The sequence below is a fragment of the Scatolibacter rhodanostii genome (assembly GCF_900197595.1).
Taxonomy (GTDB): Bacteria; Bacillota; Clostridia; order Oscillospirales; family Acutalibacteraceae; genus Scatolibacter; species Scatolibacter rhodanostii.
The window spans coordinates 81,062-107,965 of the sequence record NZ_FZLO01000004.1 but is presented as its reverse complement, the minus strand read 5'-3'; the positions used below and the strand labels follow the sequence as shown (position 1 = coordinate 107,965).

Here is a 26,904-nt window from a genome sequence, read left to right as displayed (position 1 = left end):
GTCCAACGATTGATTGAAAGCACTATGAATTTAAAAAAATTTAAGCGAAAGGAGAATGAAATTATGGCAACAAAAAGAATTTCAGGATTTGAGCAGTTTGCAGAAGATTATACTGCTGCTATTGACCAAGCATACTATATTTCGGAGGATGAATTGGCCGATATGGTAGACGTGTTATTTGATTCATCGAATGATATTGAAGAAACTCGATCGATTAATATTGAAGCTGAAAAGACTGTAGAGAATGAACCGTTAACCTTTAATTTCACACTGCTGCTAGATGATGATAGGCAGCAATACATTGAATATAGGGGGTATTTTTAATGTTCGTAAGTCATGGCAAGCGAATAAAGCCTAGTGATAAATCACTGGTAAAGAATTTTGCCCTGGCATGTTTGATACCCTGTTTTTTGGCTATCTTACTAATTTTTAATCTGTACTCACTTTTGCAGATTGATTGGTCAGTATCACTTTTGGGCATAGCAAAACAGTTTAAGATTAGCCCAATATTGATTATTAGTGTGTTAGTGGGTTTGCTTGCTTGTGGTGGCTTGGTTTGGTGGTATCAATATTATCAATGTGACCACTATAGGCAGCTCCGGCATAGACAGGCTTTAGCACGGATGATACTGGATAATCATTGGTATGATACAGTTAAAGTTGAAGATTCGAGGTTTTTCACCGATACGAAATCTAAGACAAAGGATAAAATCAGTTATTGGCCAAAGATTTTTTATCAAATGAAAGATTGTAAGCTACATATTAAAGTTGAAGTCACAATGGGGAAGTATCAAGAGCAGCTGCTCAACCTAGAAAAAAAGCTTGAATCAGGTTTGTTTTGTGAATTAACCGATAAAGAACAATTAGAGGGTTTTATTCAATACACCCTTTTGTATGACATGGTAGCGAACCGCATAGCAATAGATGAGGTTAAGGCAGAGAACGGAAAACTTCAACTTATGAAAAATCTGTCGTGGAAATATGATAGTTTGCCTAATATGCTTATTTGCGGTGGTGTGGGTGGTGGTAAGACGTATTTTATTTTGACTATTATCAAAGCTCTACTTGAAACTAATGCAAAAATGTATGTTTTAGACCCCAAGAATGCCGACCTTGCAGACTTGGCAAGTGTTATGACAAATGTTTATTCAAAGCCGAATGATATCATAAACATTATTGATAGATTTCACGCTGATATGATAAATCGTTCTGAAATCATAAAGCAGCTGTCGTCTTATAGGACTGGTGAAAATTATGCTTACGCAGGACTTGAAGCCAATTTTTTAGTTTTTGACGAGTATGTAGCATTTATGGAGCTGATAGGTACAAAAGAATCGGGACCGGTTATAGCAAAACTTAAGCAAATAGTAATGATGGGTAGGCAGCTAGGCTTTTTTGTGATTCTTGCTTGTCAACGTCCCGACGCTAAATATTTTGCTGATGGAATCCGTGACCAGTTTAACTTTAGGGTTGCTCTTGGTCGTATGTCCGAACTTGGTTACTCTATGATGTTTGGAGAAACCAAAAAACAGTTTTTTCTAAAACCGATTAAAGGACGTGGATATGTTGATACTGGTGTAAGTGTAATTTCAGAGTTTTACACTCCACTCGTACCAAAAGGCTATGACTTTCTTTATGAAATAGAGAAAGTGGCGAGCAAAGGACATCCAAAGCAGCCTGACTGCGAAGCATAAGTCAGGCTGCTTTGGTTTGTCCTGCTGTTCGGCGGCGAAGCCGCCGGACAGCTTTAACCCCCCGTATCTAACAGGGGGGTAGTAACTCCAAAAAAATCCGTTCAAAAAAGGCTCTAAAGCCATGATACATATGATTTTTTTAGACTTTTATGTAAGTGTGACATTTGACCTTAAAATGTCACACTATATCACACTCTTAAAAACATGGCTTTTTGTTATAAAAAATGAAAGAAAAAAGTGAAGTGAGGTGGAATGAAAGATTGAGAAATGACGGATAGATAGGGGTGAGTGAATGAAAGCTTGCTTTCAGAGAGAGGGGGAAGAAAGGTGGCATTTCTCAATCTTTCTTTGGCTTTCTTCCCCCTCTCTTAAAGTTGATGAAAGTTACTTGTAAGACAGGGGGTGCAGTGACTGGAATGGTATGAGGAAGTGAAAGCAAAACGTGAATCATATGGAATATCACAAAATCGTCTGGCCACTGCATTAGGTGTAAGTAGAGAATATCTCAATAGGCTTGAGAATGGAAAGTATCAGGTGCAATCAATTGAAAAGAAAAATTACATAATTGAAGTCCTAGAACGTTTTGACCCAAATGCGCCACTAAACCTGATGTTTGACTATCTTAGGATTCGTTTTCCGACTACTAATGCAAGGGCGATTATTGAGAATCTTTTGCAAATGAGATTTGACCAGATGTTACACGAAGATTATGCGTATTATAAATATGCTGAACATTATGCTTATGGTGATATTATGGTCATGGTATCGCCGGATGAGGAAAAAGGGGTTCTTTTAGAACTCAAGGGTAAAGGCTGTCGGCAATTTGAAAATGTTTTGGTGGCTCAATGCCGTAGTTGGTATGAATTTTTAACAGATTGTCTTTGTGCCGAGGGAATCATTAAACGTTTAGACTTGGCAGTTAATGACATGAAAGGAATTTTAGATATTGGGGAACTGATAAAGAAATCCGAAACGGAGGAATGTATCTCTCTGTTTCGGACTTTTAATTCTTATTCTTCGGGCGAATTTACGAGAGAAACTGACGAGGATAAGTTGGGCATGGGACGAACGCTCTATCTTGGCTCATTTAAATCTGAAATTTATTTTTGTATTTATGAAAAAGACTATGAGCAGTATATAAAAAATGGTGTTCCTATTGAGGAAGCACCAATAAAAAATCGATTTGAAATTCGGCTTATGAATGATAGAGCAGAAAATGCATTGAAAGATTTGCTTACTTACCAAAATGAAGAAAAAACCGTTTTTGAAATTATTAATCGCTATGTTACTTTTGTAGATAGGAATCCCAAGCAGCCGAAAAAATCTCGTTGGAATATTAACCCTCTGTGGGAATATTTTATTGGCAAAGATAGAGCCAAACTAAAGTTAACGACACAGCCTGAACCTTACACGTATGACCGAACAATCAATTGGTTAGGTACACAAGTTGCTCCAACACTCAAGTTATCTATGAAAATAGATGAAAAGAATGGTACGAACACGGTTAATAGAATCATTGAAAATGCGAAGCTGTCAGAAAAGCATATGCGGATTTTTAAGCAACAAACAACACCGATTGAGGAAGTTATCATACCAAGATGAAAGGATTGAAACCAATTGGATGAAGAAGTAGAAAGTTCTTTGACATTTGAAAGACTTGCAGAGGAATATCTAAATCTCTGCGATAAAAATTGTGCCGGTGATGAAACAGTAGGGGTTTTCCCTTGTCAGTTTTGGAAACCGCCTGACGTGGAAAACGGTGAGCCCGTTCCTGCTTATTGTGCGCTGACCGAATATCTTGCAGAGAATCAGCAGTGGGGTAAAAACTAAGATGTTATTTAGTGTTTGTCTGAATAATGTCTTTTTTTATTCTATATAAGGGGTGGTTAATATGCACAAGTAGAATTAGGCTGCAGGATCTAATCTCATGTACATAATAAACAAAAGGGAGTGTTTAATAGTGGAAATGAAAGTGTACATAGTGAACCTTGGAAAATACAATGAGGGTGAATCCGTGGGAGCATGGTTCAATCTGCCAATTAATTTGGATGATGTGAGAGAGTAATTAGGGTTGAATGCTGAATATGAAGACTATGCAATTCACGAATATGATTTGCCGTTTGATGTTGAGGAAGTTACTTCTATAGATAGAATCAATCAGCTGTACGCTTTAGTAAATCAAATCGATAATGAAGCCGTCGTGAAGAATTTACAAGAAGTCAAGACTTATTTTGGGTTTAGCACTATAGAAGAAGTTGCAGAAAATATAGAGGATTTAAAGATTCATCATAGTGATTCGCTTTCTGACCTTGCAGAAAAGTTAATAAGTAACGGCCACTATGGTGAAGTTCCTGAAAAAATACTTTGTTATGTCGATTATGACGATTTTGCAAAAGATATGGAAATTGAGGGAAACTACCTTGAGCTGTCTAACTGCATTATTGAATACACTGGGTAATTAAAAACGAAAGGAAGTAATAAAAATGAATTTTGGACAAAATATTTTGAATATCGTAGCAGAGAATGCACAAGCATTGGTTATCGTTGGCCTTTTAATTGGTGGGGTACTATTAGCAATCAAACGCAAATTTGCTATGCTTGTTGGATTCGCAGGTGTATCTTTAGTTGCTGTTGGTATTGTTTTTAACTACAATGCGGTTAAAGACTTGTTGCTAAAATTATTCAATCAAATCATCGGAATGGGATAAGGTACATAAAGAATCAGGGGAGTAGTCAAGACGATTATCCCCTGACTATATTTTTTAGGAAAGGGTGAAAAGATGAAAAAAATCAGGAGTTATACAAGCATTTGGAATGTAGAAAAAATTATGTATGCAATAGGTGATATAGAGCTTCTTATTCCAATGACGGTCACACAAATCAAATTATTTGTTGTTTTTTTCTTTTTGTTTTTGATGTTTGGTAAAATGCCGCCATTAAATTTAATTGAAAATGCATTAATAAAAAATTTGGTCTTGCCGGGACTATTAACATATGCTTTTAGTCAAAAAGCCTTTGACGGAAAGAAACCGTTCGGATTTATAAAATCAGTTTTATTATATTTTGCAAGACCTAAAGTTACTTATGCAGGAAAAGGGGTTAAGCTGTCAAAATCTTATAAGTTTAATGAATCCATGACGGCAGTAAGGAGTGAAATATATGTACCAGACTAAATACCCTATCAAGTATATTGATAACAATATGATATGGAATCATGAGGGTGAAGTCTTTGCTTATTATGAATTAGTTCCATTCAATTACAGTTTCTTGTCGGTGGATGAAAAAATGCAGATTCATGATAGTTTTTGCCGTTTAGTGGCACAGAACCGAGAGGGGAAAATTCATGCGCTGCAGTTAGCCACAGAATCTAGTCTACTTGGTGCGCAAGAGCGTTCCAAGAAAATGGCAAAAGGAAAATTAAAAGAGTTTGCTCGTGAGAGGGTAGATGGCCAAACAGAAGCATTGACGGAAGTTATCAAGGAAACCTTGATTGACTACCGTTTTTTTATTGGATTTAAGCTTATGCCTGCAGAGGATGAATTCAATATTAAAAAATATGCAAAGAGTTTTGTTTCAGCTTTTCAAGATTTTCTAAATGAAGCGAATCATACACTAATGGGCGATTTTGTAAAAATCAGTAATTTTGAACTGGAACGCTTCTTTAAAGTTGAAAATCTTTTAGAAAGCGACTTGTCACGAAAATTTCAAGTCAGAAAGCTTAACAAAAATGATATTGGCTATATCATTGAACATCTTTATGGATTGCAAGGTGTACCGTACGAGGAATACGAGTACATTTTACCCAAGAAAAAATTAAAAAAAGAAACACAGATTAAACAGTACGATTTAATTAAACCGACACAGTGTTTGGTGGAAGAAAGTCAAAAATATATCAAGTTTGAAAGAGAAAATGAAACGATTTATGCTGCCTATTTTACAATTCAGTCAGTGGTGGGTGAACTGGATTTTCCAAGCAGTGAAATTTTTTATTATCAGCAAGCACAATTTTCTTTTCCGATTGATACAAGTATCAATGTTGAGATTGTCACCAATCAAAAGGCACTTCGGACGGTTCGAAATAAGAAAAAAGAACTAAAAGACCTTGATGAACATGCTTATGAGAGTAATAATGACACAACGGATAATGTCATAGAAGCCTTAGATTCGGTAAAGGAACTTGAATCAAGTTTAGACCAGACAAGAGAAAGTTTGTACAAACTAAGCTATGTGGTGAGGGTTACGGCAAAAGACCTTGAAGAACTCAAGCTTCGATGTACTCATGTGCAAAACTTCTATGAAAATCAGCGTGTAAAATTGGTTCGTCCTTTTGGTGACCAGTTAGGATTACATAGCGAATTTATTCCGGCAAGTAAGCGATATATCAATGACTATGTGCAGTATGTAACCAGTGATTTTTTAGCAGGACTTGGTTTCGGTGCAACGCAAATGCTCGGAGATAATTCAGGTTTTTATATCGGGTTCAACTTGGACACAGGTCGCAGCGTGTATCTGAATCCTGCTCTGGCCTGTCAAGGAGTAAAGGGTTCTGTCACTAATGCGTTAGCGGCTTCTTTCACTGGTTCTCTTGGTGGTGGTAAATCACTGCTGAACAATTTGGTTGTTCTGTATTCAGTGTTGTTTGGCGCAAGAGGGGTTATTGTAGACCCAAAATCAGAGCGTGGAAAATGGCTTGAACATCTGCCCGAACTGGCAGAGCATATCAATGTCATTAATCTTACAAGCGATGATGAAAACAAGGGACTGCTCGACCCTTATGTGCTAATGAGCAATATTAAAGATTCGGAAAGTCTTGCTCTAGACCTTTTGACTTTTCTTACAGGTATTTCAGCTCGTGACGGAGAAAGATTCCCTGTTTTGCGTGAAGCAGTACGGAAAGTGACCAATAGTGAAAACAGGGGGCTATTAAAGGTTATTGAAGTTTTGCAGGAAGAAAATACGGAAATAAGCAATAAGATTGCAAAGCATATTGATAGCTTTAGGGATTGCGACTTTGCGCAGCTGCTCTTTAGTGATGGCAATGCAGAAAATAAAATCAGCATGGATAAACCGCTGAATATTATTCAGGTAGCAGATTTGGTGCTACCGGATTCTGAAACAAAGTTTGAAGAATATACCACAGTAGAAATGCTGTCAGTTGCTTTACTGATTGCTATTAGTACCTTTTCGCTTGACTTTATTCATTCAGACCGAAGTATTTTCAAGATTGTGGATTTGGACGAAGCTTGGTCATTTCTGCAAGTGGCACAAGGTAAAACACTTTCCAATAAGCTTGTCAGAGCCGGACGAGCTATGCAAGCAGCTGTGTACTTTGTTACTCCGAACGTTGACGATGTTAGTGACGAGCGCATGAAAAACAATATTGGTTTGAAGTTTGCCTTTAAAAGTACAGACATGAACGAAATCAAAAAAACATTGCGGTACTTTGGGGTAGATGAAAATGACGAATACAATCAAAAGCGATTATCTGGTTTAGAAAACGGACAGTGCCTTTTCTCTGATTTATACGGACGAGTGGGTGTGCTGCAGGTCGATTATATTTTTGAGGATATCTTTAATGCTTTTGATACTAGACCACCGCAAGTAGAGGATGAAGAAGAGCAAAAAGAGGTGGGATAATGAAGAAAGCAAGAAAAGTTATATTAACTACCTTTTTTATATTGCTAGGGGTTATAGCCTTGTTGGCTGCAATAGGTATGAGGGCGCAAGCTGCGGGTTTGGTGGATAATACAGTTGATGGAAATAATCTATATTCACAGTATGATTTATCGCAATATGAACTTGATTTCTATGTAGACAGTAGTTGGGGGTGGTTGCCTTGGAACTGGAAAGACGGATTAGGAAAATCAATTATGTATGGATTGAATTCTGTATCTAATGTGCTTTGGATTCTTTCTACTTACTTTTCCAGTGCTACTGGTTATGTAGTTCAGGAAGCTTATAATCTTGATTTTATAGGGACGGCTTCAAATGCTGTGGGTACTAATATTCAAGCTTTAGCAGGAGTAAGTTCACAAGGAGTAAGTAGTACAGGGTTCTATTCCGGAATGCTTGGCATAATTATATTAGTTGTGGGTGTTTATTCTGCCTATATGGGACTGTATAAGAGGGCAACATCTAAAGTTATATCAGCGATAGTCAATGTAGTGGTATTGTTTGTGGTGTCAGGGGCATTTATTGCTTATGCGCCCACTTACATATCTGTCCTTAACGATTTTTCATCGGATATGAGTACAGAAGCACTTAATGTGGGTGCAAAGATTGTTATGCCAGATTCTAATGTTCAGGGTAAAGACAGTACAAGTTTAATTCGTGATAACTTGTTTGCTATACAGATAAAGCAGCCTTGGTTATTGCTGCAGTTCGGGGACAGCAGTATCGAAAATATTGGAGAAGAAAGAGCAGCTGCTCTGCTATCGGCAACAGGAGAGGAAAGGGAAAATGTTGTCAAGAATGAAATAGAAAATAATAATAATGGTAATCTGTCAGTAAGCAAGATAGGAAATAGGCTCGGGACTGTTATTTTTCTACTGCTTTTCAACTTATTGATTTCTTTGTTTGTATTTTTTCTCTGTGGCATTATGATTTTTTCACAGGTACTTTTTATCATTTATGCAACGATACTTCCTATTAGTTTTTTACTTGGTATGATACCAAATTTCAGTAACACATGGCAAAGAGCTGTTTTAAAGGTGTTTAATGCACTTCTTGTCAGAACTGGAATTACACTGATTTTGACAATTGCCTTTAGCCTTTCTTCCATGGTGTATTCACTATCAGTAGATTTGCCATTTTTCTTTGTTGCATTTATGCAAATTGTTATATTTATAGGAATTTATTTGAAGTTAAATGAAATCATGGGAATGTTTTCGCTGCAGGGCGATTCACAGGGCATGGCCAATCATTTCGGACATAAAGCTAAACATCTTATGCATAGAGGTCAGCATAAACTTATGGGTGCTGTGCATGGATTGGGTCGTCAGAATAAGACAGGGAAAGGCACAGGTAACACGGATAAGCCTAAAACGCAAAATTATACATCAGCAAATACGAAAACAACAGGTCAATCAAGACCAGTAGGTAATAAAGCAACTGTTAGTGAGCGTGTGGGTCGTACAGTGGGAAATGCTCTTGATATGCCAGGGAAAATAAAAGACAAGGCAGCGCAAGTCAAAGATAATATAGCTAGTGCGCCTACCAATATGCGTTATGCTGCATACCAGACCAAAGAAAAAGCAGCGCAAGGTGTGAAAAATTTTGCCGGAGCGATTGATAGTACAAAATCACAGAATCAGGCCGGACGAATGGAACAACGTACAGCACAAAGGCAGACAGTAGCACAGCGCAGAGCAGAACTAGAACAGCAAAAAAGGAGCAAAAACCCTGTAGAACCTGTATATCCGTCACAAGAAAGGCAAACAGAGGATGTTATATCCAATCCAGATAGACGTGTTACTGTTGCAGACAGTCAGCAGAACGAGAATTTAGATATCTATAATCAGGAAGAAAGGCAAGAAGATAAACCCATTAATTCTTCTGAAACAAGCAATCCTGATAAACGTGTTCCAGTTCAACATGACCAGTCGAATTCAGCAGTTAAATCTTCTGTAGGAACAAATAGTCAAGAACGTTTTTCATCTGCTAGTAATGAGGGAAATAAAAAACCGAGTTTAAATAATCAACGAGAAAAATCTGTTTATTCTCCTGATGTGTCAAATCCAGATAGACGTTCTGTAGTTCAAAGTAATCAGTCAAATTCAGAGGTTAAATCTTCTGCAGGAACGAATAATCAAAAACGTATTTCGTCTGCAGATAGAAAATCAGATAAGAGGGTAGACTATCAAAATCCTAAAGAAGAAAATATTAAAATTCCAAAATCTCCGATAAGAAACGTTATGCTGCCTAATTTGGATAGCAGAAAGCCTGCAAAATCAGCGAAACAAAGACCGTCAAGAAATCAGATTGAGCCTATGGCCAGTATGCAGGAAATTAAAGATAAGGCAGCAAAGCAACAAAATCTACCGATAGTACCGCCTAAAGGGAAGAAGCCATGAAAAAGATAGTAGCAGCCCTAGTAATTTTTATGATGTTAATTTTTGGTTTGCTGTTTTCCGTCATGCTTATATCTGACGAGGATAACGATAAAACAGGGGAAGATATAAAAAACGGTACATTAAATTTATCCCCAGAAGTTTTGGCACATAGACCAATGGTAGAAAAATATTGTAAAAAGTATGACATTGTGGACTATATTAATTACATATTAGCTATTATACAAGTCGAGAGTGGGGGGACTGCCGTTGATGTTATGCAGTCCTCTGAATCTCTTGGTTTGCCACCAAATAGTTTGAGTACAGAAGAATCTATAAAGCAAGGAACAAAATATTTCAGTGAGCTTCTATCATCTGCAAAAGCTACAGATTGTGATATTGACAGTGTGGTGCAGTCTTATAACTATGGTGGTGGATTTTTAGGTTATGTTTCAAATAATGGCAAAAGGTATAGCCTTACTCTGGCAGAATCTTTTTCAAAAGATAAGGCAGATGGGGAGAGAACAGATTACTTAAATCCAATTGCAGTTAGTGCAAACGGCGGTTGGCGGTATGCTTACGGTAATATGTTCTATGTTCCATTGGTTAAGCAATATTTAAGACCACAGGCCGTTAAAGGTGGCTTTATCTGGCCAGTACCATCTTATTATGGCAAGGACTGGATAACGAGTACATTTGGCGGTAGATATAACCCTGTTACTGGTGCGTGGGAAAATGCACATGGAGCAATTGATATAGGCGCCCCGGGGGGAACACCTATTTATGCAGCTGCAGACGGTGATGTAATCATTGCAAATTGGGTCAGTGGCTATGGTAATTGTGTAAAAATCAGGCATGATGATACCTATTCTACGTTATATGGCCATTCTTCTAAGCTATTGGTTACAAACGGTCAACAGGTTAAACAGGGCGATATAATTGCTTTGGTAGGTACAACAGGTCAATCGACAGGAAATCATCTGCATTTTGAGGTGCTTGAAAATGAAGTGAAAATAGACCCAATGCAATTCTTTTAAGAGAGGAAGTCAAAAATGAAAATTCAGATTATTCCAAGTGAAAAAAAGCCTAAAGTAAAAAAAGAAAAACCAGTCAAAGAAAAGAAAGTAAAAGAAAAACGAGTACCTATAAAAAGAGTAGGTACTCGCAGAAAATCAGTGGTTTTTATGTGGTGTCTTTTAGTTTTCTCATTAGTTTTTGCGATATATAAAAATTTTACTGCTGTTGATATGAGAACAGAAATAAAGGAAACTGTGATTGAACAAAAAGTGACTGATACTAATGCAGTGGAATCTTTTGTTCAAGATTTCGCAGAAACACTTTATACATGGAATCCGAAAAACCTACCAATTCGGGCAGAATCTTTGAAAAATTATCTGATTGAAGATTTGCAAAAAATTAATGCTGATATGGTGCGTGAAGATATTCCTACAACGTCAGAAGTCAGTCAGGTCAAAGTCTGGAATGTGGAAGAGGTTAATGAACATAGTTATGATGTTTTAATATCAGTCCTGCAGTATATAACGGAATATCAGCCTACAGTAGAAGCAAAGCCGGAAGCAGCTCCGATGGAGGTGTCGAATCAGTATGTTGAAACAGCTTATATTGTCAGTGTTTATGTGGACGATTCAGGAAACATGGTAATAGATAAAAATCCTATGGTTACAGCAAAGCCAGAAAAAACAAGCAAAGAACCTAAAAAAATTGAAAGTGACGGTAGTGTGAGCAGTGACACTATGCAGGAAATCAATAAATTTTTGGAAACATTCTTTATGCTTTATCCCTCTGCAGGGCAAGATGAACTGGCTTACTATGTAAGCAACAATGTCATAAAACCAATCGAGAAAGATTACCTGTTTTCTGGACTGCAGAACCAAACATATCAAATGAAAGATGATACTATTTTTGTAGGTGTTATGGTCAAATACCTAGACCAAGAAACAAAATGTATACAGTATTTGCAGTATGATTTAAAGCTGCAGAAGTCGCATAACTGGGTTATAGTGGGAAAAGGAGAGGGAAATTAATTTCCTCTTAATAGCAATAATATTTGATAATAATAAGGTTTTGTGTTACAATATATATCAGAAGGGGGAGTTAATATGCTGTCTTATTTAAAACTAAATAATTTTAGGTCTTTCAGTCAGATTATGTTAGATTTAAGAGGACCTAAAAAAATTCCTAAAAAATTGGCTTTTGTGTATGGGGAAAATGGAGCAGGAAAGTCTAATTTGATTGCATCTTTACAGTTTTTATCTCAGACATTTGAAACCATGAGAAGACCCAAATATTTAGAAGAAAATGAAGCTGTAGTATCTGGTATAGCTGGAGTTCTTCCAGATAGAATTAAAAGCGATGTTCTAAAAAAATTTTTAGCACTTAATGCTTATACTTTGGAGGAATTAATTCAACAAAACCAATCTTTACAAAATACCGAGCCTATGTCAATTGAGATTGGTTTTTATCTAAACGAAAAAGAGGGAAGCTATTCAATCTCTTTTCGTAATAATAAAGTAGTCTATGAAGAAATAAAATATCTGGTAGGAGAAAGAGTGGGAAAAGTTTTTTCCATATCTGAAGATGAAATATTTTTTAGCCCCAGTGTGTTTGTGGATATGAAATACATTATAGATTTAAAAGAAACGATAAAAATGTTTTGGGGAAAACATACTTTTGTCGCAATTTTGTTTAATGAGTTATCATCTAAAAACTCAAAGTATGTAAAATCAAAAATTAATAGTAGTTTGTTGGATGTATTAAGCTGGTTTAGAGATTTATCAATACTCTGTAAAGATAATAGAAATCATGTTTCTCAGGTGGCCATTTCTTACGAGTTTTTGAGTCAACTTGAAGGGGGGAAAATAAAAGCTAAAGATAATTTGGAGTTAAAAACCTTTGAAAACGCTCTTAATTCTTTTTTTACATCACTATATGCAGACGTTAAGAAAGTATATTATGATGTTAAAACAGTTGATAATGAAGAATATGAATATAATCTTTATTTCAGAAAACAAATTAATGGAAGATTAGTTGACGTTCCTTTTACTCGTGAATCTACAGGTACTCAAAAACTATTAAATGTGTTTCCTCTTTTTTTTGCTGCCATTGATGGGACTAGTGTTTTTGTAGATGAAGTGGATAGTGGGATTCATGATTTACTGATGTGTGAATTAGTTAAGGATTTAGAAGAATCATTAAAGGGTCAATTTATTGGTACCACACACAACACACAAATGATGCGTAGTTTAAAAAGAGAAAATGTTTATATTATTCGTTCAGATGTCAATGGAAATAAAGAAATCGTTTGTATTGATGACTATGAATTTAGAACTCAACGCAATAATAATTTACAAAAAAAGTATTTAGACGGGGATTACGAAGGCATTCCTTTTGTAGGTTACTTTGATTTTGACGAAATAGTATCTGATGTTAATGCTCAACTTGATTCTCATAATCTTGAAAGTAAAATTTTGGATTAGGAGAATTTACATAATGGCAAACAAAAGAAGACCTATTAAAACTAGAGTTATGTCAATTGTACATGGGCAATCCGAATTACTTATATGTTCTTCAATAAAATCAAATTTAAAAATCAAACATGAAATTATCTCAAAACATAAAGGAGGACATAGTATTCAAGTTAATGGTTTAGTGAATTTGTTGCAGACAGATACTCGTTTTCGTTGTATTGAAGATTTTGCAAGAAATTTTAAAGATATTGAACGTCAGAAAAATAAATTAATGAACTTTAAATTGTTTATAATAATGGATGTAGATGATTGTGAAGAAAAAACAAAAGAAAGGTTTATGTCAAAAGCCTTATTCCGCAATCATTGGTTATATGACTATATCGTGCCTATTTATAACGAGCCAAAATTAGAGAAAACAATGGAAAAGTGTAAGATAGAAGTTGAAAAGAAGAAAGATTATATCAAAATTTTTCCAACTAATAAAGGGGATTTAGATATAAAAATGGCTCAAGAATTTTCTGATACCTTAAGGAAATGTGATTCTACTAATTTAGAGGTATATATCGATTATTGTTTGACTCTTGTGACAAAAGAAACCTAACAATAAATAGTATGACTTGTTAGAAATAAAGTTTTCATAATATACCTCATCGTTTTTATAAAACGAAAGCCGCTGTATAGCTTTTACGCTGTACAACGGCTTTTTTGTGTTTAGTCCTCGTAATGATTTTTAGGTAACGATTGAACCACATTCTTCCCACAATAACATTCCTCAATTAATTCGTGTTCGGAAAGGGAAGCTCGGCCGGATTCAATATCAGTAATAACATTTTGTAAATGATTCATGTTACGTTCAGAGTAAAAAAAGTCAGCAGATATTTCAAAAGGAATTCTTTTTTCACGACTAACTTTCGTAGCAAAAATAGTGAAAGTAGCTGTCATGTTAAGTCCCATGTCTTTACAGGCTTGTTCCATTTGTTTTTTCAGTTCGGCGTCCATGCGGAAATTTACCATTGACTGTGACATATTTACCCCTCCTTTAATGTAAATCAATTATACAACTTTGTAAAGTAAAAATCGATAACTTGTTTTACACTATTGTATATGATTTGCAATGACATCTATCCCTATATCTAAAATTCTAAAAATTTACAATATTTTACAAAAGGTGACATAATATACATTGTTCTAAAAAATAATTATTATGAGGTGCAGGATGTATATTAAACAAATGCAGACACAAAAAGATTATACCGTTGGAGAGTGGTTGGATTTGTGGTTTGAGTATTACACACAAGACTTAAAAGATACAACAAAAAACTGCTATTATTATGCAAGGTTGCGCATTAAAAATTTTTGCCTTGATATTGAAGATATTAAATTGCGAAAGTTAACACAAATGCAATTTCAAATGGTTATTAATGCAATGGGGAAAAAATATGCAAAGTCATCTATAAGGCATGTTATTGTTGTTTATTCCTTGGCATATACCGTTGCCTGTGAAAATGGTGTATGTCCGGCAAATCCAATACATAAAATAAAAATTCCTAAGTGCGCAAAGGTTAGAGAGGTTTTACCACTAACTAAAGCAGAACAAAAAAGTTTTGAAGAAGCGTTAAAAAATTTATCCATGGGTGATGAATTTTTGATACGCTTCTATCTTTTGACAGGATTGCGACTAAGTGAATGCACAAATCTAGAGTGGCAAGATTGGGATAAGAAAACTAATTTTATATATGTGAAAGATAGTAAGAGTGAAAATGGAATAAGAAAAGTTCCGTTGCTGCCACAAGCTAGGAAAATACTCGGCTGCTTGGAAATCAGAAATCGGTGCTATAAGAAATCCCAATATATTTTCTGCAGAAAAGACGGAATAAAATTAAGCAAATCGAAAGTTGAATACATTTGTGAAAAGGCAAGTAAGATAGCTCAAATCCGGCATACTACACCCCATATGCTCCGACATAGCTTTGCGACACGAATGGTAGAGAAAAAAGTCAGCATAAAAGCATTGGCGCAAATCATGGGACATAGTGATGTAGCATTTACTTTAAATACCTACGCTGCACCAGACAAGGAGTTCTTAATGGAGCAGATTATGTTGTTGCAACAAGATGAAACTGAATTTGAGAATATAGTAATATAAACAAAAAAAGACTTGAGTTTTCTCAAGTCAAAAAAGAATATTTTTCCATTATTGTTGACGTTTAAGGTTTGATTTGGTACAATAGAAGTATAAAAGGTGTTGAGAAAAGCAAAAAGAACCTCAATAGCCGATACCAGTCTCGCAAACTAGTATCGGCTTGCGCCTTACAACAGATGCAGACACATCTACTATAAGACTTATTGAAGCGTTCTTACTTGTGATTATATCACGAGTTGAGCATACATTCAAGGACTTTTAGGTGTGTGGTAACATCTGGAAGTCCTTATTCTTTTGGTTTTAAGCAGTAATGCTTGAAATAGATTGCCGTTGAACTTGCCGCCTTTTATCGCCAACGATAAGACAAGCTGCAACGAGCGAGTACCTTGACAATTGAATAGAGCCTAGAGCGTACTTTATATATTCCTTATTCATGCTTATTGGAAGTAACCATGAATAGATACTCTATGTGAGCAGACACTCAACATAGTTGGAACAGTAGGCACAAATAGGACACACAATACAATTGACATATAACTTTGTTTATGTTTTAGCCGTCAAGACTGCCTGCGGACATTTCCGTCAAAACGATAACATCAAAGGCACGAGCGATAAGCTGTTGCATGAACAAAGCTAACATATTAAAGTTGTGGTTTGGGGCATAATCCTTAGACGATTTTCCCCTCACCAGAGCCTTAATATTATTGGTCGGAGTGACAGGACTTGAACCTGCGGCCTCTTGACCCCCAGTCAAGCACGCTACCAACTGCGCCACACCCCGAAAACGTTATTTATTATATACTATTATTCAAAATAATGCAAGATATAAATTCTACAAAAATTTTCTTTAATAAAAGCCAGTAGAAAAATTGACGAGTAGAAAAATTTAAGATATATTATAAGGTATGCAATTCTCTTAAAAAAAGATACTCGTGCGTAGAAAATTTATTTGAGAATGGTTTGGCAGGTACTATATAGTAAAGAATGAGGGTGGAGCAAAATGCAGACGATGGAGAAAAAAGATAAAATTAAACAAATGGCTGTTTTGGCGATGATGACCGCGCTTTCCTTTTTAGGACCGTTCATCAATATTCCCATATCCATTGGGTTTGGGAACACGATGATTCATGTGGGGAATGCGGTGTGTTTGGTTGCATCTTTGCTGATAGGTGGAGTGTGGGGTGGTCTTGCTGGGGGACTCGGTATGGCGTTGTATGACCTGACAAACCCTATGTTTGCGATGTATTCGCCTTTTACCTTTGTTCAAAAGTTTGCCATGGGGTTTTTATGCGGGAAAATTGCTTTTGGCAAAGCAGGAACCGAAAGAAGTTTTAAAAGGAATCTTTTGGGCACAATAGTGGGTGTGCTCGCCAACATTTTCTTTGCACAGCTCAATGCTTTGATTGTTGATAGTCTAATTATGGGACAGAACTGGATGGCCGTATTAACAGCAGGCGGTGCTAAGCTGGTGGTCAATTTGATTAACGCGGTGTTAGCAGTTATTATTTCTCTGATTTTGTACCCACCGGTACAAAAAGCCATGAAACAAAGCAAGCTTTGGGACAAATAAGCCGAAAACCTCTTGAAAAAGGCGCTAAACTGCGCTATAATAAGCTAAAATAAAACGCAATGAACAAGGAAGTAATCTTTTTTAAATGGGCAGAGAGAGCGTGTCATGGGCTGAAAGCGCGCTTGCAGGAGGATAAGATGAAGTTCCCTTGGGAGCGGTTGTGCTGAAATTAGATTAGGTGCAGACGGGGTGGGTCACGTTATCGACTGTATGAGGGCAGTTTTCTGCTAAATTTGGGTGGTACCACGGAGATAAAAGCTTCGTCCCTTTTGGGATGAGGCTTTTTATATACCCAAAATCTTATTCTTAATTAAAATAAATTTGCGAATGTCTGTTTTGAAAATCAAACAAAAGGGAAGGTAAAGCCCACCTATTTGATTGAGTCATGAAACGATATTTAATAGAAAAGAGGATAAAAATGCAAGAAAGAATAGAAAGACTAAAAGAGCAATTTGAAACAGAGCTGAATAAAGCACGGACCGGAGAAGCCGCCGAGGCACTTAGAATTTCATATCTCGGCAAAAAAGGCGCCGTCACAGAACTGCTAAAAGGTCTGAAAGATGCCAGCAATGACCAGAGGAAAGAAATCGGTCTGCATGTTAATCAACTGAAAAAATATGCCGAGACATTGATTCAACAGAAAGTTGAAGAAATTAAGAAGGCAGAGATTGAGAAGCTAGTGAACAGTGCTGAAAAATACGATGTCACTTTGCCATCAGAAGACAATGTGGGTTCCTATACGCCTATTACATTGGTACAAAGACAGCTGGAAGAAATCTTTTCTTCTATGGGATTCACCATTGAAGATTTTTCAGAAATTGTAAACGACTATCAGTGTTTTGAATCTCTCAATATTCCTGAATTTCACCCCGCTCGTGATACGCATGACACCTATTATCTTGAAAATGGTCAAGTGCTGAAAACACATACGTCAGCTGCACAAAATGCGATTATGAGAAAATATGGTCCTCCGCTACGTGCGATTTTCCCCGGCAGATGTTTCCGAAATGAATCGACCGATGCCAGCCATGAGACGACTTTCTTCCAGATGGAAGGCATTATGATTGACAAAGACATTTCAATCTCCAACTTGATTTATTTCATGAAAAAAATGCTTTCAGAAGTGTTTGAAAGAGACGTCAAGGTGCGTTTACGCCCTGGATTTTTCCCCTTTGTGGAACCTGGTTTTGAGCTTGATATCAACTGCCTGATTTGCGGTGGTGACGGCTGCCCGTCCTGCAAAAACTCCGGTTGGCTGGAGCTTTGCCCCTGCGGAATGATTCACCCAAATGTGCTGAAAATGGCAGGTATTGACCCTGATGAGTATACCGGATTTGCGTTTGGCTTGGGTTTAACCCGTCTGGCTATGATGAAATATGGCGTTAAAGACATTCGTGATTTCAATAGTGGCAATCTAAAGTCACTTTCACAGTTTAAGCATGAATAAAGGCAACAGGATTCGAACCTGCGGCTTAAAACACTTTGATTAAAAGTCAAGTGCTCCATAAATTCAATATACCGCTATCCTTGTGGGAAACAAAACTGAAAATTTGTAGCGAGTGGAGAGTGCGCAAGCATGAGTATCGCGACATGCCAGCGGTGGCTCACCGCCACCTGTTTAGGAGGAAATAATTAATATGTTAATTTCAATGAATTGGATACAGGAATTTGTCGATTTGTCAGGACTCAATCAAGAGGAACTCATTCAGCGTTTTACTTTGTCAACGGCTGAAGTTGAGGGAATTGAATATAAAGGCAGAGAGTTAAGAGATGTTGTCGCCGGTAAAATTTTGTCGGTAGAAAAACATCCTGATTCTAAAAAGCTTCATTTGCTTAAAGTAGATGCGGGCAATAAAATTTATGATGTGGTTTGTGGCGCACCAAATGTACGAGAGGGCTTAATCGTCCCCTTTGTCAAAGAGGGTGGATTTGCCGGTGGTATGGATATTAAGGCAACCAAAATTGCCGGATATGAATCATTTGGTATGTGTTGTTCAGAAGCCGAGCTTGGCATTAGTGATGGCCATGGCGGTTTAATGGAATTACCTGAAGATACTACGGTTGGTACGGATATTACAGAACTATACCAAATTAAAGATATCGTGTTTGAGGTAGATAATAAATCGCTGACCAATCGACCTGATTTATGGGGACATTATGGCATTGCCAGAGAATTTTCTGCCTTGACAGGCAGACCGCTTAACCCCCTTGTGACAGCTGATGTTCATCAATACGATTCACTAGAGCCTGTAGAAGTGAAGGTTGCAGACACAGAACGCTGCTTCCGTTATTGCGGCATGAAAGTAAAAAATATCAACGAAAAAACTAGTCCTGTCAATATGCGTATTCGCCTCTTCTACTGCGGAACAAGAGCAATCAATCTGCTTGCTGATTTGACAAATTACGTCATGCTCGAAACCAGTCAGCCCACTCATGCTTTTGATAGCCGCAAGGTAAACTCCATTGAAGTGAAACGCTTTGATAAGCCATTTACGTTTAAAACGCTTGATGGCGTGGAGCGTGAAATTGATGAAAACACACTGATGATTTGCAATGAAAAAGAACCCGTTGCCATTGCCGGTATTATGGGTGGCTTGGAATCTGAGATTGAAGATGATACGGATTCTTTGCTGTTGGAAGCAGCAAACTTCGCTCCTGTCGGTGTTAGAAAGTCTTCTTCACGCTTAGGGCTTCGTACCGATGCCAGTATGCGATTTGAGAAAACACTTGACCCCGAAATGACAGTGGATGCCATTGGCAGAATTTTAAAGCTGCTGCAAGAAATCGATAGTGGTGTGGAAGTTTCCTCTCGTTTAACAGATGTATATGCCAATCATTACCCTGAAATTGAATTGCAATTTGACAAGACTTTTGTTGATCGCTATACAGGCATTTCCATTTCAGACAAAGAAATTGTGAAAACTCTTTCTGCCTTAGGATTTGGTGTCACTTTAAACAATGGCGCCTTTGATGTAAAAGTGCCCTCTTGGCGTTCTACAAAAGATGTTACGATGAAGGCAGATATTATTGAAGAAATTACCCGTATTTATGGCTATGACAACTTTGATATTCAAACAACTAAAACCGCCATTAAACCTGTCAGACGTTCTGCAGCCAACTTGTGCGATAATTTTGCCAAAGATATTTTGGTTCATAACTATCACTTGCATGAAGTGAATTCTTATATTTGGTATGATAGCAAAAAGCTAAAGAAATTGGGCATTGTTCCCGACCAGAATGTTCGTCTTTCGAATGCGATGACCCCTGAAAATGAAATGATTCGCAGCTCGATGGTTCCGTCGCTTTTGACCTTTGTACAGGAGAATAAAGGCTTTGCGGCAAGCTTTGGCATATTTGAAATTGGTCGTGTGGTGCAAGGTTTAAAAGAAGATAAAAACTGCAATGAGCGCAAAAAGCTGGGCATTGTATTATTCAGCAAAACAGAGCAGGAGAAAGATTTGTTCTTCCGTCTGCGTGAAATGCTGGCGCTGCTTTCATCTTCTATCAAGCATAAAAACTTCAGCTTTGAAGGTACAGAAGCAAAGTATGATTGGCAGCATCCCATGAATACAGCAAAAATATTATCAGATGAAAAAGAAGTTGGCTTCTTATCTGTCATTCATCCAGTTGTACAGGGTAGTTTAGATAAAAAAGCCTGTATTGTCTGCGCCGAAATTGATATGGATACTTTTGCAGAGGAAGTGTCGGCAGAAGAAATTCGTTATCAGCAGCCATCTAAATATCCGGGTATTGATATTGATTTGTCATTGTGGGTTCCTGAAGGCATTTTCTTTGCCGATATGGAAAAAGCATGGCAGGATACTGACAAAGAGCTTCTGAAAAAAGTGAGCTTGTTTGATACATTTGTGGACGGCGGCAAAAAGAGCGTGACTTTGCGTTTCTCTTTCCAATCACAAAGCAAAACGCTGACAAGAGAAGAAGTGCAGCCACAGACAGACGCTATTTTGGAAAAACTGGCAGAGCACGGTATGACGTTAAAAGGTAATTAAATTTAGTATAAAATAAAGTGTTGGAATATAGGGGAAAGATAGGGGAATCAGGATGAGTTTGATTCATTGGCAGATTGACCGTTTGGTGAATTATGGACTGCAAAAAGGATTGATAACAGAGCATGACAAGGCTTATACACTCAATCGACTATTGGCACTCTTGCAGAGTAAAGATTATGAACCTTCTCCTTTTGAGGGAGAGGAACTTCGCTATCCGGCAGAAATACTGGAGGCAATCTGTGCGTATGCACTTGAAAGCGGAATTCTGACAGACGACACACAGGATGCAAAAGATTTATTTGATACAGAAGTGATGAATTGCCTGATGCCCCGCCCTAGTGAAGTGATTGCAAAATTTGAACAACTATATGCTGATGACAAACAAGCGGCAACTGATTACTACTATAATTTAAGCCGTAATTCCAATTATATTCGAGTAGATCGAGTTGAAAAAGATAAGAAATGGACAGTTGCCACTGAATATGGTGAATTGATTATCACGATTAATCTGTCTAAGCCTGAAAAAGATCCTAAAGCGATTGCGGCAGCTAAAAATGCGCCGCAGTCAGGTTATCCCAAGTGTGCACTTTGCCGTGAAAACGAGGGGTTTATGGGCAGTGCCAATCAAGCGGCAAGAGCAACACATCGTTTAATTCCGGTTGACTTAAGGGGGAATCAATGGTTTTTGCAATACTCTCCCTATGTTTATTACAACGAGCATTGCATTTTACTCAGCGGTAAACATGAGCCAATGAAAGTTACGCGTGATTCAATGGCCAATTTGCTGGAGTTTGAAATGAAATTTCCTCATTATTTTGTCGGCTCAAATGCGGATTTGCCAATTGTGGGTGGTTCAATTTTAACTCACGACCACTTCCAAGGAGGAAATTATGAATTTCCCATGGCAAAAGCGCCTGTGAAAGAAAAAGTTGTATTCAAAAGCTTTGAAGATGTTGAGGCTGGGCTCGTGGATTGGGCTATGTCAGTGATTCGTCTGAAATCTACGAATAAAGAGCGACTTTTAGATTTGGCAGGCAAGATTTTGAACTCGTGGCGAGGCTATTCAGATGAAAGTGTGGGTATATTTGCGTTCACTGACGAAACACCGCATAATACGATTACGCCCATTGCCAGACGCAGAGGAGAAAGCTTTGAGCTAGATTTGGTCTTGCGTAATAATCGCACCAGCGAAGAACACCCATTGGGCATTTTCCATCCGCATGCTGAATATCACCACATTAAAAAAGAGAATATTGGGTTGATCGAAGTGATGGGGTTGGCTATTTTGCCGCCAAGATTGTTGTCTGAGATGTCAGAACTGAAAGCGGCTCTTTTGCAACCTGAAGAAGCAGATGAGATTATGCAGACAGAAGAAATGAAAAAGCACCAAAAGTGGTATAAACAGCTGTCAGATAAACAAATTTCTGCTGATAAATTAGACGAAGAAATTCAAAATAGCATTGGTCAAATTTTCAAAAAGATTCTCGAAAATGCGGGCGTATACAAAACGGATGAAATCGGTAAAGCAGCATTCAGACGTTTTTGTGAGCAGGTATGAGCATTTGGTTTGAAAAATTCCTGAATCTGCTTTTTCCGCCTAAGTGTCCTCTTTGCAGAAAAAGAGTGCGGGAGCATGAGTTTTGTGAAGCTTGCAGACGGAATTTCCCCCAAAAATCAATTCAACGTTCTTTACCCATTGTGAAAAAAGAGAAAAAACTCAGGACTGTTTGCGTAGTACCCTATGAGGGTGCCTATCGAAAAGCCGTACAACGATTCAAATTTTCGAACAAAAAAGTATACGGTTATGCGATGACAAAAGTGATGGCAGAAGCCTCTGCTGACCTTAAAATGAAGTTTGATGCAATTTGCTTCGTACCTATCTCAAAAAAGAGGAAAAGGCAGAGAGGTTATAATCAAAGCGAGTTATTGGCAGCATTAATAGGCAAATCGCTGACAGTTCCCGTTCTTCCGCTGTTAATTAAGGTAAGAGAAAATGAAATTCAGCACGAATTGCCCGCAGAAAAACGTGTTGAAAATGTAAAAAATGTATTTGCAGCAAAAGGCACGGCAAAAGGTCTGAAACTTCTACTCATTGACGACATTTTGACCACTGGTGCTACGCTTTCTGCCTGTACAGAAGAATTGTTTCGAGCGGGTGCGGATGAAGTTTGTGGTCTTTGCTTTGCTGACACAAGTAGGTCAAAAGCAATGAGATAAGTACCCTATGATAAACAGCAAAACGAGAGAGGATTGATTCCTCTCTCGTTTTTTGCTGATAATTTAATTAAAAGACATCTGGATAGCCCTTGAACTTTAAATTTGGGATGTGAAGAAAATCCATTGCGATGGAAGCAATTCCGCCATAAAGAGGAGCCTGTTCTCCTAGTAAACTGTTGCGAACAGTGACCTTATCGGTGAAAGAACTTTTGATATGTTGAGAAAGCTGTTCAATTAATTTGGGGTTCTTTCGATAGACCGAACTATTGATAATGATGATTTGAGGGTCAAAAAAAGTAGTAATATTATTGATACCAACGGCAAGAAGTTTAGCATTTTCATGGAGTAGTTCCACAGCAAGAGAATCTTCGCCTTGATAGGCCGCAGAGAGGATATCAGAGTTGACGGTGGCTAATTGTTTTTCAGCGGCAAATCGTTCATACATCGCTTTGTTAGAGGCGTATTGCTCCAAACAGCCGTGGTTGCCACAGGGGCAAATTTTGCCGTCGGGCATTAAAATTGAATGTCCGATTTCGCCGGCTTGGCCATGCTGCCCTGTGAGCAAATTGCCATTCAACACTAACCCGGCGCCAATGCCGCTGTGAATGCTAATGCTAATAATATTATCAGAAGGACAAGAGAAACTGTATTCTCCCAAAGCAGTGAGATTAGCTTCGTTTTCAAGCATAACAGGGTAAGAGTAGCGAGTTTGAAGCTCATTTGCCAAATCGATTAAAGCTAAATCATAGTAGGGCGTAAAGCGAATTCGATTTTCACAGACAGTGCCATGAATGGCTGCTGTAATTCCCACAATACCATGAGGTGTTTGCGGTGCTTTTCTTTCAAAATCATGTATGATTTCATCTGTTAAAGAAAAAATGTTTTCTTTATGAATCGAAAGTTTTTTGTGAATGACAGAACACACAATTTCTCCGTTTAAATAGGAAAGAACGGCGGCGATATAGTCAGAGCCGATGTCAAGGGCAATGCCAAGAGCACAGTGACCGTTAAACTGCAGCATGATAGGCTTTCTGCCGCCTGCGGAACTTGTATCACCCATACCGGTTTCATGCACCAGATGATTTTCAATCAGTGTTTTGGCGATGGAAGAGACCGAGGCTTTGTTGAGATGGGTGATAGCAGCGACTTCTGCACGGGATATGGGTTCACGGTCGATAATGGTTTTAAGAACAACAGATTCATTTTGTTCACGAATCAAATATTTATTGACAGCCATAAGTTTTTGTACACTCCTCTTAGTGAGTTTGCATGGTTAAGTCTACCACACAGCTAACAAGATTTCAAACTATAAGAAAAAATTATTCCTTTAATGAAATAAAAATAGATATAGAACAGAAAAGAATTTCGTTGACAATCGTTCTTGTTCAAGTCATACTTAGAAATAAGCATAGATCATATTAAAAATAAAAGATAGGAGTATAAAATGTTTAATCCTGAAAAAGAAGCGGCTGCTTTAGTTGCCGAAATGACCTTGGAAGAAAAAGTGTCTCAAATGCTGCATACATCTCCGGCGATTGACAGATTGGATATCCCGTCCTATAACTGGTGGAGTGAAGCGCTGCATGGCGTAGCACGTGCCGGTGTGGCAACGATGTTCCCACAGGCTATTGGCTTAGCGGCTACCTTTGACGAAGAAATTTTATCTGAAGTGGCTGAAGTAATTGCAACAGAAGGACGTGCAAAATTTAATGCTTTTCAAGAGGAAGAAGACCATGATATTTATAAGGGTCTAACCTTTTGGAGTCCCAATATCAACATTTTTCGTGATCCCAGATGGGGCAGAGGGCACGAAACCTATGGTGAAGATCCTTACTTAACGGCAAGACTAGGTGTTGCTTATATTAAAGGCTTGCAGCAGAAAAATGCAGAGCAGCTGAAAACGGCAGCCTGTGCCAAACATTTTGCAGTACACTCTGGCCCTGAGTCAGAACGTCATGAATTCAATGCAGTATGTGACGATTATGATTTGTGGAATACGTATTTGCCAGCATTCGAATCTGCTGTGAAAGAAGCAGAGGTAGAGGCAGTCATGGGAGCTTATAATCGTACTTTAGGCGAACCTTGCTGCGGTTCAAAGCTTTTGTTGGAAGATATTCTGCGCAAAAAGTGGGGATTTAAAGGTCACGTGGTTTCTGATTGCTGGGCAATCAAAGATTTCCATGAAAATCATAGAGTGACAAATTCTCCGGTCGAGTCTGTCGCATTGGCCATTTCCAGAGGCTGCGATGTGAACTGCGGCAATATGTTTGTTCACGCTGTAGATGCTGTGGAAAAAGGACTTCTCACGGAAGAGCAGATTGATCAAGCGGTGACACGTCTCTTGGCAACTCGCATGCGTTTAGGACTTTTGGGTGCGCCTGAAAACCCAGCCTATAGTAGTATTCCATTTGAAGAGGTTGACTCTCCAGAACATGCGCAGTTTAACCTTAAGACGGCAAAGCGAAGCCTAGTTTTGCTGAAAAATGATGGTACCTTGCCTTTAAATGTCCATTCGATTAAAACGATTGGTGTCATTGGCCCCAATGCAGACAATCGCCGTGCGTTAGAGGGTAACTATGAGGGACAACCTAGCCATCCTGTTACACCACTGATGGGAATACAGAATTTGGCGGAAAAAGAGGGCGTACGCGTGCTGTTTGCACAAGGCTGTCATTTGTATAAAGATCGCATGACAGAGCTCTCTATGGCAGATGATCGTATGGCTGAAGCGAGAGCTGTTGCTCGTCGCAGTGATGCCATCGTGCTTTTCTTGGGTCTGGATGCAGGACTTGAAGGAGAAGAAGGCGACGCCGGCAATGAATTTGGCAGTGGCGATAAGCCGAATTTGAAACTTCCCGGTCGCCAAGAAGCACTTTTGAGAGAAGTTACCGAGGCAGCCGACGGAAAACCAGTGATTGTCGTACTGATTTCAGGAAGTGCTTTGAGTGTAGAATATGCGGACGAAAACGCAGGCGCTGTTGTACAAGCTTTTTATCCGGGTGCTTGTGGAGGAACCGCTCTTGCTGAACTGATTTTTGGACGTTTTAGCCCAGAAGGCAAACTACCGTTAACGTTCTATCGCAATACAGATGATTTGCCTGATTTCCGCGATTATAACATGACAGGCAGAACCTATCGCTACTTTAAAGGCGAGGCCTTGTACCCGTTTGGCTTTGGTTTAGGGTATTCTTCTTTTACATTAAATAATTTGCAGGCCGATAAAGAAAAATGCACAGTTACGGTTAAAAATACTGGCAAAATGTCTGCGGGAGAAACTGTACAGGTCTACGTAGAAAGTCCTGAACAAAAAGAAACTTGGAATTTGTGCGGAATAGCAAAGGTTCGTTTGTCAGCAAGTGAATCAACTGAGGTTACTGTTAATCTGAATCCCAACGCATTTGCTCGTTATGATGCAGAGGGAAATGTGCAGACTATCGCAGGAAAGCATATTTTGCATGTTGGCTTTACACAGCCCGATGAACGCAGTGTTTCTCTCACGGGTCAACGTCCTCTGCAAACTGAAATCACAGTTTAAAGGCAAATAAAATAGATTACACAGGTTTTCAATAGTTTTTAAGAAAAAAACCGTTCTTTTAAACAGTCAATATTAATAAAGATAAGCATCAAAATTCTGTTTATAATATAAAAATATTGCGTGAAGAATCAGGAAAATCTATTGACAAGCAACACAAAACATGCTAGGATATGAACAGTTAGTTTATTATGCAAACAAA

At 38.0% G+C, this 26,904-nt stretch carries 22 protein-coding genes, 2 tRNA genes, 1 pseudogene and 1 other annotated feature; of the genes and pseudogenes, 20 read left to right on the top strand and 5 right to left on the bottom strand.

Going from position 1 to position 26,904, the window contains the following annotated elements:
- The first annotated feature begins 63 nt into the window (after window positions 1-63).
- The 13 genes and pseudogenes from CS931_RS12680 to CS931_RS09315 all read left to right on the top strand — a co-directional run bounded on the left by CS931_RS12680 (window position 64) and on the right by CS931_RS09315 (window position 13,831).
- Window positions 64-324 (top strand): hypothetical protein, encoded by a 261-nt coding sequence (locus CS931_RS12680; RefSeq protein ID WP_159459791.1) that lies wholly within the window; start codon window positions 64-66, stop codon window positions 322-324.
- Window positions 324-1,694, top strand: a complete 1,371-nt coding sequence (locus CS931_RS09370) for an FtsK/SpoIIIE domain-containing protein (protein ID WP_099205525.1) — start codon at window positions 324-326, stop codon at window positions 1,692-1,694. The genes CS931_RS12680 and CS931_RS09370 overlap by 1 nt, the downstream gene beginning before the upstream one ends.
- Window positions 1,695-2,105: 411 nt before the next feature.
- Window positions 2,106-3,296 carry a MobT family relaxase gene (mobT, locus tag CS931_RS09365; protein WP_099205524.1) on the top strand — a complete coding sequence of 397 codons (1,191 nt, stop codon included), beginning with the start codon at window positions 2,106-2,108 and terminating at the stop codon, window positions 3,294-3,296.
- 15 nt (window positions 3,297-3,311) lie between these two features.
- The gene (locus CS931_RS09360) at window positions 3,312-3,524 is read left to right on the top strand and encodes a hypothetical protein (RefSeq protein ID WP_099205523.1); all 213 of its coding nucleotides are present in this window, start codon (window positions 3,312-3,314) and stop codon (window positions 3,522-3,524) included.
- Between the two features lie 97 nt (window positions 3,525-3,621).
- Window positions 3,622-4,152, top strand: a pseudogene (locus CS931_RS09355) (antirestriction protein ArdA).
- 25 nt (window positions 4,153-4,177) lie between these two features.
- Window positions 4,178-4,402 (top strand): hypothetical protein, encoded by a 225-nt coding sequence (locus CS931_RS09350; protein ID WP_099205522.1) that lies wholly within the window; start codon window positions 4,178-4,180, stop codon window positions 4,400-4,402.
- A 72-nt stretch (window positions 4,403-4,474) separates the two neighbouring features.
- Window positions 4,475-4,867, top strand: coding sequence for a conjugal transfer protein (locus tag CS931_RS09345; protein ID WP_099205521.1), 393 nt, complete (start codon window positions 4,475-4,477; stop codon window positions 4,865-4,867).
- On the top strand, window positions 4,854-7,331 hold the full coding sequence (gene tcpF, locus CS931_RS09340; protein ID WP_099205520.1) for a conjugal transfer ATPase TcpF: 2,478 nt from the start codon (window positions 4,854-4,856) through the stop codon (window positions 7,329-7,331). Before CS931_RS09345 ends, tcpF begins: the two co-directional genes overlap by 14 nt.
- The gene (locus tag CS931_RS09335) at window positions 7,331-9,766 is read left to right on the top strand and encodes a CD3337/EF1877 family mobilome membrane protein (RefSeq protein WP_099205519.1); all 2,436 of its coding nucleotides are present in this window, start codon (window positions 7,331-7,333) and stop codon (window positions 9,764-9,766) included. The genes tcpF and CS931_RS09335 overlap by 1 nt, the downstream gene beginning before the upstream one ends.
- Window positions 9,763-10,779 carry a lysozyme family protein gene (locus tag CS931_RS13130; RefSeq protein WP_099205518.1) on the top strand — a complete coding sequence of 339 codons (1,017 nt, stop codon included), beginning with the start codon at window positions 9,763-9,765 and terminating at the stop codon, window positions 10,777-10,779. Before CS931_RS09335 ends, CS931_RS13130 begins: the two co-directional genes overlap by 4 nt.
- A 15-nt stretch (window positions 10,780-10,794) precedes the next feature.
- Entirely contained in the window at window positions 10,795-11,787 is a 993-nt protein-coding gene (locus tag CS931_RS09325) for a conjugal transfer protein (protein ID WP_099205517.1), read from the top strand.
- Window positions 11,788-11,862: 75 nt separating this feature from the next.
- The gene (locus CS931_RS09320; protein ID WP_099205516.1) at window positions 11,863-13,239 is read left to right on the top strand and encodes an AAA family ATPase; all 1,377 of its coding nucleotides are present in this window, start codon (window positions 11,863-11,865) and stop codon (window positions 13,237-13,239) included.
- 13 nt (window positions 13,240-13,252) lie between these two features.
- Entirely contained in the window at window positions 13,253-13,831 is a 579-nt protein-coding gene (locus CS931_RS09315; RefSeq protein ID WP_099205515.1) for a hypothetical protein, read from the top strand.
- A 110-nt stretch (window positions 13,832-13,941) separates the two neighbouring features.
- Here CS931_RS09315 and CS931_RS09310 read toward each other — a convergent pair whose 3' ends face one another.
- Window positions 13,942-14,256, bottom strand: coding sequence for a type II toxin-antitoxin system RelB/DinJ family antitoxin (locus CS931_RS09310; protein ID WP_099205514.1), 315 nt, complete (start codon window positions 14,254-14,256; stop codon window positions 13,942-13,944).
- A gap of 190 nt (window positions 14,257-14,446) precedes the next feature.
- On the opposite strand from CS931_RS09310, the gene CS931_RS09305 reads away from it, so the two are divergent.
- Window positions 14,447-15,376 carry a tyrosine-type recombinase/integrase gene (locus CS931_RS09305; RefSeq protein WP_159459790.1) on the top strand — a complete coding sequence of 310 codons (930 nt, stop codon included), beginning with the start codon at window positions 14,447-14,449 and terminating at the stop codon, window positions 15,374-15,376.
- A 547-nt stretch (window positions 15,377-15,923) separates the two neighbouring features.
- On the opposite strand, the gene CS931_RS12675 is transcribed toward CS931_RS09305, so the two are convergent.
- Both CS931_RS12675 and CS931_RS09300 read right to left on the bottom strand, forming a co-directional pair.
- Entirely contained in the window at window positions 15,924-16,061 is a 138-nt protein-coding gene (locus CS931_RS12675) for a hypothetical protein (RefSeq protein ID WP_159459789.1), read from the bottom strand.
- 17 nt (window positions 16,062-16,078) lie between these two features.
- Window positions 16,079-16,154, bottom strand: a tRNA-Pro gene (locus CS931_RS09300).
- A gap of 219 nt (window positions 16,155-16,373) precedes the next feature.
- Between CS931_RS09300 and CS931_RS09295 the strand changes: the two genes are divergently transcribed.
- On the top strand, window positions 16,374-16,943 hold the full coding sequence (locus tag CS931_RS09295; RefSeq protein WP_099205512.1) for an ECF transporter S component: 570 nt from the start codon (window positions 16,374-16,376) through the stop codon (window positions 16,941-16,943).
- A 50-nt stretch (window positions 16,944-16,993) separates the two neighbouring features.
- Window positions 16,994-17,214: a binding site (T-box leader), on the top strand.
- Window positions 17,215-17,361: 147 nt separating this feature from the next.
- Window positions 17,362-18,390, top strand: a complete 1,029-nt coding sequence (gene pheS, locus CS931_RS09290) for a phenylalanine--tRNA ligase subunit alpha (RefSeq protein ID WP_099205511.1) — start codon at window positions 17,362-17,364, stop codon at window positions 18,388-18,390.
- On the opposite strand, the gene CS931_RS12670 is transcribed toward pheS, so the two are convergent.
- Window positions 18,388-18,473, bottom strand: a tRNA-Lys gene (locus CS931_RS12670). The two genes, pheS and CS931_RS12670, sit on opposite strands and share 3 nt — an antisense overlap.
- A 107-nt stretch (window positions 18,474-18,580) precedes the next feature.
- Between CS931_RS12670 and pheT the strand changes: the two genes are divergently transcribed.
- The 3 genes from pheT to CS931_RS09275 are packed head-to-tail and all read left to right on the top strand — an operon-like array spanning window position 18,581 to window position 23,170.
- The gene (gene pheT, locus CS931_RS09285; RefSeq protein WP_099205510.1) at window positions 18,581-20,953 is read left to right on the top strand and encodes a phenylalanine--tRNA ligase subunit beta; all 2,373 of its coding nucleotides are present in this window, start codon (window positions 18,581-18,583) and stop codon (window positions 20,951-20,953) included.
- Between the two features lie 52 nt (window positions 20,954-21,005).
- The gene (galT, locus tag CS931_RS09280; RefSeq protein ID WP_099205509.1) at window positions 21,006-22,511 is read left to right on the top strand and encodes a UDP-glucose--hexose-1-phosphate uridylyltransferase; all 1,506 of its coding nucleotides are present in this window, start codon (window positions 21,006-21,008) and stop codon (window positions 22,509-22,511) included.
- Window positions 22,508-23,170: a ComF family protein gene (locus CS931_RS09275; protein WP_099205508.1), complete on the top strand. Its 663-nt coding sequence runs from the start codon at window positions 22,508-22,510 to the stop codon at window positions 23,168-23,170. The genes galT and CS931_RS09275 overlap by 4 nt, the downstream gene beginning before the upstream one ends.
- A gap of 67 nt (window positions 23,171-23,237) precedes the next feature.
- Here CS931_RS09275 and CS931_RS09270 read toward each other — a convergent pair whose 3' ends face one another.
- Window positions 23,238-24,407: an ROK family protein gene (locus tag CS931_RS09270; RefSeq protein WP_099205507.1), complete on the bottom strand. Its 1,170-nt coding sequence runs from the start codon at window positions 24,405-24,407 to the stop codon at window positions 23,238-23,240.
- A gap of 207 nt (window positions 24,408-24,614) precedes the next feature.
- Between CS931_RS09270 and CS931_RS09265 the strand changes: the two genes are divergently transcribed.
- Window positions 24,615-26,705, top strand: a complete 2,091-nt coding sequence (locus CS931_RS09265; RefSeq protein ID WP_099205506.1) for a glycoside hydrolase family 3 C-terminal domain-containing protein — start codon at window positions 24,615-24,617, stop codon at window positions 26,703-26,705.
- Window positions 26,706-26,904 lie beyond the last annotated feature (199 nt).